Raw genomic sequence first — 13,583 nt, forward strand, 5'->3', positions numbered from 1 at the left:
GGCCTGATCGGACAGGTCGGCACGCCTTGCCACCTTTCGGAGAGCCAAAACCTGTCCAAAAGGCTTAGCCAGCCCTTAAGCCCGGGGGCGCCCCTGCCCGGCCGACACCATCAGCACGGCTGCCGCAAAGATGATGAAGAGAAAGCTGTTCTGTACCAGCAGAAGGCTCTCGGTAAGGTTCATGACGATGAACACGCATATCAAGACGTTCAGCCAGAGCCACCCTTCTTGGGGCCTGTGCCAGTGCAGCCAAGCGCCTCGGGCAAGCACGCGCCAGAGCACTGTTAGCAGTGGGATCGTGCCGATGATGCCGCAGCTGAGCATCCAGTCGCGGAAGCCGTTATGCGCATGCGGCGCGATCCAGGCGAGCTTGGTCCAGATCTCCCAAGCTTCTCCATTTCCCTGGGTCCAAAACGCTTGGTAGCCATGGCCCAGCAGCGGCCGTTGCAGGATATTTTGATCCACGAGCGCCCAGAGCGGCACCCGCCCAGTCAGCGACGGGTCCTTGCCGACGCCCTCGGCCAACAACTCCACCAGCACCTTGATCGACATCAACCCCACAAGAGCCACCTGCGCCGCAATCAGGATTAGCACGATCCGGGTGGCGCCTCGGCTCCGGCGGAGCAGGGTATAAACCAGTGTGAAAAATCCAGACGCGGCCGATACCACTAGCGCCGTGCTTGATCCCGACAGGAGAAGACAGCAAAAGCTGGCGATCAGCAGAACAGTCGCCAAACCTCGCAAATTGGCCGTCCTGTCGACGAGAAGATTGGCCGTTGCCAGAATGCAGATCGCAGCATTCCAGCCTAGGACATTCTTGTGGTTGAAAACGCCGCGTAACTCATGGCCGACAGGCATATAGGCCATCTGGGGAGCAAGAACGGCAAACAAAAGACTGCAGACCATGCTTGTGCCAAGTACCGCTACCACGATCAGAAGGAACTGCCGCGGCGTGAACCTTGTGGCGACGACATAGGCAAGAAGAATTGACAGTGCGAGCCCGATCGACCGCCTTAGGGTGATTGACGGACTCACCGACCACAACGTTGACAAAAATGGTAACGCCACGAGCAAAGCAAAAGGCAGGTTTCCTCGCAACGTTGACAACAGTTGCCGCGGATGGCGCGCAGCGACCGAGATCGTAACAAGATAGACCGGTAGCAGCAGCATCTGCAGCGTTCGTTGTCCGGCTGCCGTTAGGTTGCCCGAGGCATCTGTGAAGGACAGGACCGTGACAGCCCCCGTGTGGAACAGTAGCAGGACGCTAACGACGCAGCATTCTACGGCCCTCCCACTGACCTGCACCCGATGAGGGCGGTAACCCACGGCAATTGTCATCGAGCTGACCTGCGAACGGCGTAATCTCTTTGCGACATACTGGGGTGGTGCGGCATGATTGACACTGGGTTGACTAGACGGGTCTAGTGTCAATCATGCCTTCTCCTTTGTGAATTGGGCAAACCGGTGCCCCATCAGCCGAAAGGCGCTGCGGGCCTTACCGCCTTTTGATAGTGTGTTAGCAAAATAAAACTTCTGGCGATGGCCGCAGATCCGAATGCGTGCAAGCCGGTGATGCACGATCGGCTAGTCTTTGGGGGACTCACTTGGAGCAAGGACATCCCGTGACACATCCACCTGTGAATACGGAATCTTGGACAATCAGGCCAGCGGCCTCGGCACACGGGATCGGCTGGCAACTTATGAACTTCGTCAACCGCTCTGATCAATGGCCTACAGACGGACAGTACAACTACCAATGCCTAGTCACGGAAGGCGAGTTTCTTTTCTGCGACTCTGTGGCCAGGTGTAATGATACTAACGTTGCGGCCCCGCTGCCCCACATACGGCGCAGGACAGGATGAGCGGGCTTGCAACACATCCAGTTCAGGCCACCGGCGACCACGTGATGTCGCCCGCCACAGCGCGGGGCCGCGAGCGGTCCGGGCTCAAGGTTCTGCTCCTCGTGTCGGACCTAGAAGACTACACCATTGCTTTCACCAACGGACTTGCCCACCATGTCGATGTCATTCTGGCCGTGCCTAGGCGTCAATATACGGCTTTGGCCGACTGGATAGATCCAAGTGTTGACCTGCGATTGCTCGACTGGCCCCGGCACCGCAGCCCGGCCAATATCGGCCTTATAGCCGCACTGTGGCGGCTTGTTCGCCGGGAACACCCGGATGTGATCCACATTCTCAGCAACAATACGCTTTGGCTCAATCTCGTCGTCCCTTTCTGGCGCGGCATTCCCGTCGTCACGACCATCCACGACGTGACCCTGCATCCCGGCGATCGGGAAACGGCAACGCTACCTGCTTGGGCGCCGCGACTGATGGCGCGGCAGTCGGCACACATCGTCGTACACGGAGACGGGCTCAAGGCCCACGCTGTCGAGGTATTCCGCAAGGACGGGCGCGCCGTCCACGTCCTGCCTCACCCGGCGATGCCCAGATACGCGCTGCTAGCGGAGAGAGAGGGACTGCGTCGCCGGTCGGACGGTACATTCAGGGTCCTGATGTTCGGCCGCATCTTTGCCTACAAGGGGTTGGATCTCCTGATGCGCGCCGAAAACCTCTTGCGGGACATGCCGGACCTGCGGATCGTCGTGGCGGGTCGCGGCGATGACCCCATGACAATGCGGAACAGGATGGGGGATCCGACCAAGTACGACATCAGGCACCGCTTCATCCTGGATCGAGAGGTCGCACAGCTGTTCCTGGATGCTGATATCGTGGTTTTGCCCTATTCCGAAGCCTCGCAAAGCGGTGTTTTGCATCTTGCCGGAACCTTCAGTCGTCCAGTCGTCGCGACGGAAGTCGGTGAGGTGGGGCCTGCCGTTCGCGATCATGATCTGGGCTTGGTGGTGCCCGTCGCGGACGCGCAGGCGCTCGCGTCGGCAATCCGGCGCCTGGCAGGCGACGCCGCTCTGCGCGGCAAGTTAGGCCAACGGGCGCAGGAATGGGCCCAAGGCGACAATTCACCCCGGGCAATCGGAGCGAAATCAGCATGCCTCTATCGCTCCATCATTGACGGCGGGATGGCATCATGAACTCTGGACCGGTACTCGTGCGGCACTATGCACCCGGCGGCAAAGAGCATGGTGGCGGGATCGGCCGGTTCATCGGCTACGTCGCAGCGGCAGAGGGTTCCGCTCGGCACAGCGTTGTGGACACTCGAGGTCCGTGGCTGTCCCTAGCCAGCCCGCTGCGTCTTCTTGCAGCGATGATGGTGATGGCAGGCGACCGGCTGTCTAGCCCATTCTGCATCCACCACATCCACGTTGCGGGTCGGGGCAGCACCATCCGCAAGCTAATGCTAGCTGCTGCGGCGCGAGTATTGGGCTGCCAGCATGTCCTGCACCTGCACGATTATGACTATGCCCATGATTATGCCAGCCGTTCAACCATTGGGCGGGTTGTCGTGAAACGCATGTTCCAAGGAGCCGATGCAGTCATCGTCTTGGGGCAGCACGACTGCCGGCTGATGACAAAGGTGCTGGGGGTCCGTCCGGAGCGCGTGGTCGTTTTCCCCAACTGTGCCCCTGATCCCGGCCCGGCCGAGGCGCAGGTACAGGTTTGCCCGAGGATCGTGTTCCTAGGTCGGCTGAGCGAGCGGAAAGGAGTGCCGGAACTGCTCGCGGCGCTGGCCTCGCCGGGGATGGCCGTGGCGCCGTGGAAGGCCGTCATTGCAGGGGACGGCGATGTGGCCCGCTTCCGCGACCTTGCTCGCAGCCTTGGCATCGGCCACCGGATCGAGATGCCGGGCTGGCTGGACGTGGACGAGGCCGGTGCAATTCTAAACTGGGCTGATATTCTGGTGCTGCCCTCTCATGCCGAGGGCATGGCGATGGCAGTAATTGAAGGGCTGGCCCATGGCCTTGCCGTTATCACGACCCCCGTCGGCGCCCATGAGGAAGCAATCACGGACGGCGTGAACGGTATCTTCGTCAAGCCAGGAGACATCCAGTCGCTGAGCGATGCCTTGGCCACGCTTGTCACGGAGCCGGACCGTCGCCAGGCTCTTTCACATGGAGGACGCGCGCTGTTCCTGTCGCGGTTCAGCATGCCTGTATACATGTGCCGCCTAGACGCTCTTTATGCCGATATTTGCCGGAAAGCTAGCGCACGAAGCCCATACCAGGATCCGGAACATGAGCCAGATTGAGAAGATCTCACGGGTCTTGGCGATCCCGCCGATTGCGGAAGCAAAGTATGCCCGGGATGACTGGCTAGATGTCGCGGCGCTGTTTCGTATAATCCGACGGCGGGCCTGGCTGATACTGCTGGTCGGGATCGTCGTCATCGCTGCGGGGCTGCCTCTGATCCTGATTTCCGAGCGCACTTACACGGCATCTACGAAGATCCTGATCGACGATCCTGCTTCGGCGCCCATTATTGCTGCAAGCCCCATCTCAAAGTCCGAAATTAACCTGACGACCGAGAGCGAGCGGCTACTGTCGCGGGACATCGCCCTTCAAGTGATCATCGAACTGGGTATTGACACACGCCCTGAGTTCAACCCGCAGCTTCGCCCTGTTTCGCCATTGGCGCGCGCGAGAAATGCCCTACACGCGAGGCTTGCCGCTGACTCGCCCGAACATGAGCAGACAAACGCGACACTCGCCCGTGTTTTTCGCGAGTTCTTTGGTCGCCTGACGATCTGGCGTGCCCCCGGCTCCGACGTAATCAGCGTCGGCTTTTCTTCGCAAGACCCGGAACTGGCCGCGCAAGTGCCCAACATCCTTGTCCGCACCTACCTTGAGGAACGGCTCGGACAGTCAGCGGCGCGGATCCAGACAGCCGAGGACTGGCTCGGTGCACGGATCGACGAACAGCAGCAACGCTTGGCCGATGCGCTCCGCGCTGCCGACGTAGCCAAGGCTGATTCCAAGGTCGCCTTTCCGGACACCCTTCTTGCTGCCGAGATGCTGACCCGGCTAAGCGAGGCGCAACGTGTCAACGCAAAGAGCCGCAACGAGATTGAGATAAAATTGGCCGCTCTAGAAGAAACGGAAGGCACCGAGGAACGCGCGGCCACGCTTAACAGCCCCTTGGTCGTCCGGCTGCAGCAGGATCTTGATGGCGAACGGGCCGGGCTGGCACAATTGCGCAGCAACGGTGGTGTTCAGCAGGACGAGACTGCTTTCCAAAGTCGGATTAGGGACTTGGAGGCCCGGCTGGAGGCTGAGCTAACGCGAGAAGAGCGCCGGTTGAACGCCAGCCTGATCGAGCTGGAGCAAAATCAGGTACAAAGCTACTCAAGCCTCGCCGAGGCTCAGGAGGCCCTAGTCGAGACCCGCCGTGCAGAGGCGCAACTAGAGCAGATGCAGCGTGCCGTCGACAACGAACGCTCGACGCTCGAAGGGCTTGAATTGCAACGGCGTGCCCTGAGGGCCCAGGCACAGCTGCCCGCAACCGAAATCGAAATCCTGTCGCCCGCAACGGTGCCGCTTGCCGCCGACGGGCGTGGCCGCGCTTTCTATCTCATACTGTTGACGATGATCGCAGGGCTACTTGCGTTGACCGCCGCATTCGGGGTTGAGATGATTGACAGGTCTGTCCGCAGTCGGGAGCAGTTGCGGGGCATTCCGCACCTGAGGATCGCTGGCTTCCTTCCCGCCCTGCCTTGGAAGTTCATTCGCGCTCTGCCACGCATATTGCAGTGCAAGGACGCCGAAGTATTTCGCGACGCTGTGCGTAGTATCATCCTGGCGCTCGATCCGGCAGCCCGAGGCGGTATGCCGCCTAGCATTCTAGTTACCTCACCCCTGCCGGGAGAGGGAAAAACAACGGTAGCCATAGCCGTTGCAACCGAGCTTGCACAGGCAGGAACGCCCGTGCTGTTGATCGACGCAGACCTGCGCCACGGCACCCTAGCCCAAAGGTTCGGCTTGGATACAGGATGTGGCCTGCGCGACGTCCTGACCAGCACGACGAGCCTTGAACAAGCCATCAAGCATGACAAATCCAGCGGGATTTCACTTTTGCCACTTGGATCTTCGGATGGCCGGTACCAAATCGAAAGAAATGCTCTCAAGTCGCTGCTGCGTCACGCCGCTTCGATCGGCTACACCGTGATCTTTGATGGATCGCCCAGTCTTGTTACAAACGAGTCCCTTGTCTTGGCAAGCTTAGTAACAAGGACCCTAATTGTTATCCGGTGGGGACGGACCAGCGTAGGTGCGGTCGAGGCCGCTGTAGAGCGCCTGAGTTGCCACGCTGAACACGACATCGACGCTGTCATTTCGCAGGTCGACCTGAAGCGCCAAGCGCTTTACGGCTATCGTGACGGTGGGGAGTTCGCCCGGTCATTTCGCAAGTATTATGCCCGCCGCTGCTAGCCGGTCTACAACAGCATTTGGCCTATGCCGAGGCATCAAGCGTGACCAATTTCTGATTGCTCAGACTTGCTTCTGGCTTCGATCAAGGAGCGCAAAATGACAGTAACTAGTCTGACGTACCGCCACAGCTGTGGCGTACTTATTTGAGTTCAAAGATAAGTAAGAATGCTCAGTCCTGCACTTCAGGCTCCTTCGAGAGGATGGCATTCAGCTTGAACGCCGCTTCGGTCCGATTGTGGGCTCTCAGCTTGCGCATAATGCTACGGATGTGGACCTTCACAGTGCTTTCGCACATGTTCAGTTCATAGGCGATGACCTTATTTGCCTTTCCCCGCCGCAGAGCTTCCGCTACTGCAGTTTGTCGACTGGTCAACTCCTTGAAGACCTCGCTAATATTGCCCTTGACGCGGGCTAAGCCCCGTAATTTGACAAGGCTTTCCAGCTTGAGAAACACTCCGCCCGAGGCAGCCAAGCGCGTTGCGTCGATGATGCCGTCGATGCCAATGTTTGCGGGGATGTAGCCGGCCGCTCCGGCCTCGAGCGTTGTCAGCATATGCTCTAGTTCGTCCGAAGGGCCCAGCACGACAACCGGAGCAGAATTCGGAGCATTCAAAAGAAGGTTGAGTTCTTCGTCGACCTTGGGATGAGGAAGCAGCTTGCTGCCGACGTTCAAAAGGACGGCAATCGCACGCGCCGAGTTCGAGATACTCGCCATTTTCAAAAAGGCCTCGGCGGAACTGAAGCCAAGGACTGTTAATCTAGGATGCAAAAGTTCAATGCTTCGGACAAAACATTCCCGCTCAAGATTTCGATCATCGATTAGCGCAATGAAATCCCGCTCCGTCGCATTTCCCTTCGCCAAGTCAACATCTTGCACATATAGTTCTTTTTGGCTGTGCATTTCAACGGTATTACCATTTAACATGCTCATAATTTTCCCTCGTCAAAGATGGAATATATTGCGCAGGATAACTATCCATTCGCTTCGACTGCCCATTCAGATCAAATAAAGAGTAGCCGTTATTGTAGCTTCTGAACTACAAAAATTTAGCATAAAATTCTAGAATTCCGAACAATAGATTAAATTCCTGTTCGATAAACCATCTCCGGTTGCTTGTGGAAGTGTCGTCTTCGCCTAAAGGCTGATGTGCCAGTTATTTGCAGCAGCTGCTGATCAGACTGGCGATACTCCAGGCAATGATTCGACACTGCCGCCGCCGCAAAGTTTCATACTGACACAGGCAGCCGGGTCAAAGAACAAGTGCCGATGAACGACACGGCACCGAACTGCGGGATCTTGTCCGGGTCAGACTAGTTCTGCCACGCTGCCGTGGCCCATCAGCGAATCCCGAGCCACCAACTCTGCCGCCTTAAGGCCGCCAGCCTGCAGGCGGACGATCGGCTCGTGTCCGAGTGCTGATAGCAGGATAGCCATGTGACCCGGGGCCGGCGCGGCCTGCGGGCAAAGGGTGCCAGGCCAGAAGTCGGCCGCGGCTGCACGGTCAATGTCACCCCAGAACTGGGCAAGCAATGCATCCGGCGCGGCAGCGCGAAGCATCAACAAGTCGACGCGATCCAGCATCGGACTTTTCGTCGGGTCTAGTGCGACCACAACTGCCGCCCAAGGGCGCGACGTGATCGATCGCGCGTTCTGGAAGCACTCGACCAATGCACCAGCTTGCTGCAGCCCGTCTTGGATGAATGATGCAAAGGGATTGTCGCAAAGAAGCGCAATCCTTGCACCACGGGGGTTCACCCCGCCCTGCGCGACAAGGCGCACGCACAGGGGCCCTAGAAAGGGGAACACTCCAACATCGGGATGGCGTTCGTTGACAGCGGCGATTCTAATTCCGCGGCGGCGGCAGGCGGCAAGGTCCAGATCCCGGTGCCGGAACTCCCAAGCCTCGAACATGAGCGCGATAACTGCCGTCTTGGGCAGCTGGTCGATTATGCTAGCGGTGATCGGCCTGAGATGCCCGGAATTGGTAAGGATGTCGCAGGTGCTCAAAAATTCGCTCGGAAGCTCGCGGCGGAAGATAATGCGGTCTGCGACACCTGCCGCTGCAGCGAGATGCCTGGTTGCCCGGATAGCATTTGCGGCCGTGCCGTGGGACCTAGTATTCCGCGCGATGGAGACGACGCGTGCGCCAGCCATCGCGGCGATTGGTGCGGTGCAGGCATAGGCGCCAGTCGCGGCCTCGGTCAGCACCGTCATTCCCTGCAGGTCCAGATCGAGCGCATCGATCCTTCGCCGCATGCTTGATAGGATATCCATGTCGGCAGACGCTTTGGTGTGCAGGGTGGCCCGGATCATGCCTTGACCAGCCTCATGGCCGGGGTTTTTGAGCATGCCTTGATCGCAGCACGAAGGGCATCGACCACCTGCTGTTGCGCCTCGTCCGTCATCTGCGGAAACAGCGGCAGCAGGATGGACCGGTCTTGAGCAGCCTCAGAACGACCAAGTGCGTGGGGCCTTGGATCGGCAGTATAAGCAGCCTCGCGATGGGCGCACATGATACCGCGGCGGGTGGCAACGCCATTGTCCAGCATGTGCTGCATCACACGCTTCTGGTCCAGTCCGATGTCCAGGCTAATCGCGAAACTTTGCCAGTTGCTCTTGGTCCAGCCTGGCTCGGAGGGTGCCCGGACGCCGCTGACCGCGGTCAGCAACACGCGGTACCGCATCGCCAGCGACCTTCGCCGGGCGACGATCTCTGGCAGTCGCTTTAGCTGCTGCCGACCGATCGCCGCCTGAATATCGGTCATTCGGTAATTGTAACCTGTTGTCAGGTACTCCTCAAAGATCACCCTCGGGCTGGCATGACGGACCCCATCCGAGATGGACATACCATGCTGCCGCGCAAGCCGGAAGAAGCGGTCGTGATCATCATTGTCCGTCGTCAGCATCCCTCCTTCGCCGGTGGTGAGAACTTTGCGGGGATGGAATGAGAAGCACACGATATCGCCATGCGGCTTGCCGATCTTTCGCCACGTGTCGTCGATCCGGATCTGCGATCCGATTGCGCATGCGGCATCCTCAATGAGCGGCAAGCTGTACTGCTTGGCGATAGCCGAAACGGACTGGAGGTCGCAGGGCATCCCCATTTGATGCACGCACAGGATCGCCTGCGTCCGGGGGGTAATCGCATCGGCGATCCGCGACGGATCAATGTTGAAGCCGCCCTCTTCAATGTCAACGAAGACAGGGATCGCGCCCACATGCCGAATCGAATTCGCACCAGCGATGAAGGAATGGCTGACAGTGACGACCTCGCTGCCCTGCCTGACGCCGACCGCCAGAAGCGCAAGGTGCAGCGCGGTCGTGCAGTTCGAGACGGCACAGGCATGTCGTGCGCACACATCCGCAGCGAATTCGGTCTCAAACGATGCCACTTCGGATCCCTGCGACAGCCAGCCCGACAGCACCACAGCGCGAGCTGCATCGGCTTCTTCGAAGCCCAGGAAGGGCTGGGCGATGGGAATAATCACGACGGCACCTCCCAGTTACGGACCAGTTCTTGGTCGAGAAGCATTTGAACCGAGCTGCCGAGGCGCTGGTACCAAGTCAGCAGATCTTCCAGCCCTTCCCTAAGGCTGACTTGGGGTACAAAGCCCAGAAGCCCCTTCGCCTTGGCTGGATCGCTGAACAGGCGCAGGGTGTCCCCCGGGCGCTCGGGTTGGTACTCTCGCTGGAGATCCCGCCCCACAACCTCGGCCACAATGTCTGAAAGGTGGTTGATCGTGATCTCTTGCCCCGAGCCAATGTTGATTGTCTCGCCAATCACCTGGTCGGATTGGCCGCAAAGGACAATCGCTGCCGCAGTGTCGCGAACGTGGATGAAGTCGCGCGTCTGCTGGCCGTCGCCGAATATGACTACCGGTTTGCCAGCTAGGGCGCGGAGCATGAACTTGGGGATGACCTCTCCGCTGTCGCCCTCGTGGTGAGAGCAGCGCCCGAACGTGTTGAAGGGTCGTACTACCACGGTCGGAAAGCCGTAAGTCCGGTGGAAGGCTCGGGCATAGGCTTCACCTGCCAGCTTGGCGCCCCCATAGACCGTCATCGGATATGTCGGGTGACTTTCGGTCATGGGAACCGTCATGGCAGTGCCATAGACCTCTGACGAGCTGACATGGACAAAGCGCCCGACGCCGGCGATCCGTGCCATCCGAAGCAGCTGAAGCGTGGCTGTGGCATTGACCTCGTGGTTGAGGAGCGGGGAATGGACTGAATGCCGGACCCCGAGGCAGGCCAGGTGATAGATCACCTCCACCCCGGCAATCAGCCTCTCCATCAGGTCCTGGTCGCCGATGTCGCCGATAACGAAATCTAGCTGCGGGATGGGGACATCGGCCAGGTTTTTCGCGCCGTCCGTTGGCGAGGTTGTCCACGACGGTCACGTAATGACCTGTCGCAACAAGCTGCCTCACGACCTCGGAGCCGATGAAGCCGGCGCCGCCCGTGACAAGAATGTTCTTCATGCCTGCAAGGCTCCTTCATGATAAGGGCGAGCGCCAAGGAGTGGCAGCGGAATTGACGTTTCTTCGGCAAGGACCAGCCGGTTTACGGTGGCAATGACGTGATCGACGTCCCGAACAGGCAGTTCCGCGAACAGCGGCAGCGACAACATGGTTCGGGCCAGCGCCTCGGACACCGGAAAATCGGCTTCTCGATATCCAAGACCGCGATAAGCGGGCTGCAGATGCACAGGAACGGGATAATGCAAGTTGGTGGCGATGCCTGCGTCCCGCAGCCTGGCCTGTAGAACATCGCGGCCGGTTGTTCGCAGTGCATAAACGTGGCAGGCATGGTCGTCACCGATCGCCTCCGGCCGCCCCAAATCAGGGGCAAGCCCTTCTTGGTATTGCTGGCAAATGCTGCGGCGCGTGGCGTTCCATCCGTCCAGGTAACGAAGCTTGACGTTCAGCACCGCACCCTGCACGGCCTCCATCCGATAGTTGAATCCGTGCCTGACATGATTGTACTTGCCGCTCTGGCCCCAGTCCCGCAGCGACCGGATCATGTCAGCCGCATGCGGATCATTTGTGGTGACGGCACCACCCTCGCCGCAGGCACCAAGGTTCTTTCCCGGATAGAAGCTGAAACAGCCCATGTTACCCCACGCGCCGGCTCTGAGACCGTCCCGCTGCGCACCATGGGCTTGCGCCGCATCCTCGATCACGGTCAGGCCGTGGCGTCGTGCGATGGCGCCAAGCGCGTGCATGTCGGGCAGCCGGCCGTGAAGATGCACGGGCAGGATGGCCTTCGTGCGGAGGGTCAGCGCCTCCTCCACCTTGGCAGGATCCATTGTCCAAGTGTCGGGGTCGACGTCAACGAAGACGGGCGTGGCACCGGCATAGAGGATGGCGGCGACGGTGGCCACGAAGGTCATCGGCACGGTCAGTACCTCGTCACCGGGACCGACACCCGCGGCCAGAAGTGCCAAGTGCAGTGCCGAAGTGCCCGAGCTGACCGCCACAGCGTGGCTTGTGCCGCAATAGGCGGCGAAGTCGCGCTCGAATTGCTCTACCGCCTCTCCCAGCACATAGGTGCCGGTGCGGAGGGTCCGCAGGACCGCTTCCTCGATCTCGGAGCCGATGACTCGGTATTGCGCTGAGAGGTCCAGGAAGGGAATCATGATGCCATGCGCTCCAAATCGAATTCAATGGGCTGGCCCCGCAGGGCCATCGATCGCGTCGCCGTCGCCAGCATCTGGACGACCCGCGCTCCGCAGGCGCCGTCTGTAATTGGCGTTCCATTCGTCTGGATGCAGCGGACGAATTCCTCCAGTTCCGTAACCAGCGCCTCGCGGGCCGACACCACAGGGGCCGACATGTCACCGATGCGGTACGAGATCAGGTGCTCGTGCGCCTGCACCTGATCCGTAGTCAGGGTTACCCCACGGTCATAGATTTTCACCTTCTCGGCTCGTCTGCATGTCGTCATAGACAACCATCCGCCGGCTGCCGCCGATCATGGTTTGGCGGACCTTTACCGGTGCCAGCCAGTTGACGTTCAAATGCGCGATGGCGCCATCGTCGAAGAACACGGACAAGTGCGCCATGTTCTCAGGGCTGCTGGGGACAAAGCAGGCGCCGCTAGCCGATATGGCCACGGGCCGGGCGTCCAGTAGATGATCGATGATGGCAAAATCATGCACAGCAAGATCCCAAATCACGCTGACATCCCGTTGGAACAGGCCCAGGTTCACGCGGGTCGAGTCATAGTAGTAGATGTCGCCGATCTCGCCCCTGGTGATCAGGTCGCCGATGGCGCGCACGGCGCCCGTATAGACGAAGGTGTGGTCCACCATCAGCACCCTGCCCCGACGTGCTGCCTCCTCCACCAGGATCGCTGAGGTTACGGGGGAATCTGTCATCGGCTTCTCGACAAGGACATGCTTACCTGCTCGCAGCGCGGTACGGGCGATTTCGAAGTGACTGGACACCGGCGTCGCGACCACGATTGCGTCGATCGCAGGATCGGCGACCAGATCGCGCCAGTCCGTCACCAGCCGCGATGCAGGATGCCGGCGTCCGGCACGTCCCAGGGCGGCGGTCGAAAGATCCGCCACCATTTCAAGGCTCATCGTGTCGCTTTCGGCGACGGCGCGTGCGATGTTCGGCCCCCAGTAGCCGTAACCGATGATACCGACCCGGATCATGCCGCACTCGTCGAACGAGGGTCGGCGTTTCGCAGGCTGTTGACGCAAGGATGCCGCCGGACGTCGCCGATCACCCGTGCCGGGTTGCCGGCAACGATCGCATGGTCGGGCACGTCCCGCGTGACGACCGAACCCGCGCCTACAAGCGCGCCCGTACCAACGGTCACCCCGCAGACAATCGTCGCATTCGACCCGATAGCCGCGCGGTGCCTGACCAGTGTCGGCATGCAATCCCAGTCACCGTCGCGCTTCAGCTTCCCCGTCTCGGTGGTGGCAGCAGGCAGCAGTTCGTTCGTGAACATGACACCATGGGCCACCATCACCTCGTCCTCGATCGTCACGCCTTCGCAGATGAACGAGTGTGATGAGATCTTGCAGCGCTCGCCGATGCGGCTGCCCTTCTGGATCTCAACAAAGGGCCCTACACGTGTTTCATTGCCTATCTCACATCCATAAATGTTGACGAGTTCACGATGCGTGAAGACGACATCTTTACCGACGATGCAGTTCATGATGGGCATCGAATCCTCCCTGGCCACATGCGGCCATGTGCTTCTGTTATGTTCTTAGGCGGATCCCGC

Annotated in this window: 10 protein-coding genes and 2 pseudogenes; 3 read left to right on the top strand and 9 right to left on the bottom strand. The window is 59.9% G+C overall.

Annotated features, from left to right (window positions below):
• Window positions 1-75: 75 nt before the first annotated feature.
• The gene (locus E4191_RS16710; RefSeq protein ID WP_228461797.1) at window positions 76-1,170 is read right to left on the bottom strand and encodes an O-antigen ligase family protein; all 1,095 of its coding nucleotides are present in this window, start codon (window positions 1,168-1,170) and stop codon (window positions 76-78) included.
• 736 nt (window positions 1,171-1,906) lie between these two features.
• Between E4191_RS16710 and E4191_RS16715 the strand changes: the two genes are divergently transcribed.
• The 3 genes from E4191_RS16715 to E4191_RS16725 are packed head-to-tail and all read left to right on the top strand — an operon-like array spanning window position 1,907 to window position 6,340.
• The gene (locus E4191_RS16715; RefSeq protein ID WP_139615641.1) at window positions 1,907-3,049 is read left to right on the top strand and encodes a glycosyltransferase family 4 protein; all 1,143 of its coding nucleotides are present in this window, start codon (window positions 1,907-1,909) and stop codon (window positions 3,047-3,049) included.
• The gene (locus E4191_RS16720) at window positions 3,046-4,164 is read left to right on the top strand and encodes a glycosyltransferase family 4 protein (RefSeq protein ID WP_139615625.1); all 1,119 of its coding nucleotides are present in this window, start codon (window positions 3,046-3,048) and stop codon (window positions 4,162-4,164) included. The genes E4191_RS16715 and E4191_RS16720 overlap by 4 nt, the downstream gene beginning before the upstream one ends.
• Window positions 4,151-6,340, top strand: a complete 2,190-nt coding sequence (locus E4191_RS16725) for a GumC family protein (protein ID WP_176562776.1) — start codon at window positions 4,151-4,153, stop codon at window positions 6,338-6,340. Before E4191_RS16720 ends, E4191_RS16725 begins: the two co-directional genes overlap by 14 nt.
• Before the next feature lie 169 nt (window positions 6,341-6,509).
• Here the strand turns inward: E4191_RS16725 and E4191_RS16730 are convergent, their stop codons facing one another.
• The 8 genes and pseudogenes from E4191_RS16730 to E4191_RS16760 all read right to left on the bottom strand — a co-directional run bounded on the left by E4191_RS16730 (window position 6,510) and on the right by E4191_RS16760 (window position 13,523).
• Entirely contained in the window at window positions 6,510-7,271 is a 762-nt protein-coding gene (locus tag E4191_RS16730; RefSeq protein ID WP_139615627.1) for a response regulator transcription factor, read from the bottom strand.
• 375 nt (window positions 7,272-7,646) lie between these two features.
• Entirely contained in the window at window positions 7,647-8,654 is a 1,008-nt protein-coding gene (locus E4191_RS16735; RefSeq protein WP_139615628.1) for a hypothetical protein, read from the bottom strand.
• Complete coding sequence (locus E4191_RS16740) at window positions 8,651-9,826, bottom strand: DegT/DnrJ/EryC1/StrS family aminotransferase (protein WP_139615642.1); 1,176 nt, start codon at window positions 9,824-9,826, stop codon at window positions 8,651-8,653. Before E4191_RS16740 ends, E4191_RS16735 begins: the two co-directional genes overlap by 4 nt.
• Window positions 9,826-10,632: a GDP-mannose 4,6-dehydratase gene (locus E4191_RS16745; RefSeq protein ID WP_331459649.1), complete on the bottom strand. Its 807-nt coding sequence runs from the start codon at window positions 10,630-10,632 to the stop codon at window positions 9,826-9,828. The genes E4191_RS16740 and E4191_RS16745 overlap by 1 nt, the downstream gene beginning before the upstream one ends.
• 118 nt (window positions 10,633-10,750) lie before the next feature.
• Window positions 10,751-10,819 (bottom strand): annotated as a pseudogene (locus tag E4191_RS24880) (NAD-dependent epimerase/dehydratase family protein); the annotation flags it as partial.
• Window positions 10,816-11,976 carry a DegT/DnrJ/EryC1/StrS family aminotransferase gene (locus E4191_RS16750; protein ID WP_139615629.1) on the bottom strand — a complete coding sequence of 387 codons (1,161 nt, stop codon included), beginning with the start codon at window positions 11,974-11,976 and terminating at the stop codon, window positions 10,816-10,818. The gene E4191_RS16750 and the pseudogene E4191_RS24880, both read right to left, overlap by 4 nt.
• Window positions 11,973-13,002, bottom strand: a pseudogene (locus tag E4191_RS16755) (Gfo/Idh/MocA family protein). Before E4191_RS16755 ends, E4191_RS16750 begins: the two are co-directional and overlap by 4 nt.
• Window positions 12,999-13,523, bottom strand: a complete 525-nt coding sequence (locus E4191_RS16760; RefSeq protein ID WP_139615630.1) for an acyltransferase — start codon at window positions 13,521-13,523, stop codon at window positions 12,999-13,001. The pseudogene E4191_RS16755 and the gene E4191_RS16760 overlap by 4 nt, the downstream one beginning before the upstream one ends.
• Between the last annotated feature and the right edge of the window lie 60 nt (window positions 13,524-13,583).

The organism is Paracoccus liaowanqingii, from assembly GCF_004683865.2.
GTDB lineage: Bacteria > Pseudomonadota > Alphaproteobacteria > Rhodobacterales > Rhodobacteraceae > Paracoccus > Paracoccus liaowanqingii.

What these genes read in the sequence shown, in the direction of transcription:
- E4191_RS16710 (WP_228461797.1), bottom strand. Translation starts at nt 1,170, where the DNA reads ATGCTGCTGCTACCGGTCTATCTTGTTACGATCTCGGTCGCTGCGCGC.
- E4191_RS16725 (WP_176562776.1), top strand. Translation starts at nt 4,151, where the DNA reads ATGAGCCAGATTGAGAAGATCTCACGGGTCTTGGCGATCCCGCCGATT.
- E4191_RS16730 (WP_139615627.1), bottom strand. Translation starts at nt 7,271, where the DNA reads ATGAGCATGTTAAATGGTAATACCGTTGAAATGCACAGCCAAAAAGAA.
- E4191_RS16735 (WP_139615628.1), bottom strand. Translation starts at nt 8,654, where the DNA reads ATGATCCGGGCCACCCTGCACACCAAAGCGTCTGCCGACATGGATATC.
- E4191_RS16760 (WP_139615630.1), bottom strand. Translation starts at nt 13,523, where the DNA reads ATGCCCATCATGAACTGCATCGTCGGTAAAGATGTCGTCTTCACGCAT.
- E4191_RS16715 (WP_139615641.1), top strand. Translation starts at nt 1,907, where the DNA reads ATGTCGCCCGCCACAGCGCGGGGCCGCGAGCGGTCCGGGCTCAAGGTT.
- E4191_RS16745 (WP_331459649.1), bottom strand. Translation starts at nt 10,632, where the DNA reads ATGGAGAGGCTGATTGCCGGGGTGGAGGTGATCTATCACCTGGCCTGC.
- E4191_RS16720 (WP_139615625.1), top strand. Translation starts at nt 3,046, where the DNA reads ATGAACTCTGGACCGGTACTCGTGCGGCACTATGCACCCGGCGGCAAA.
- E4191_RS16750 (WP_139615629.1), bottom strand. Translation starts at nt 11,976, where the DNA reads ATGATTCCCTTCCTGGACCTCTCAGCGCAATACCGAGTCATCGGCTCC.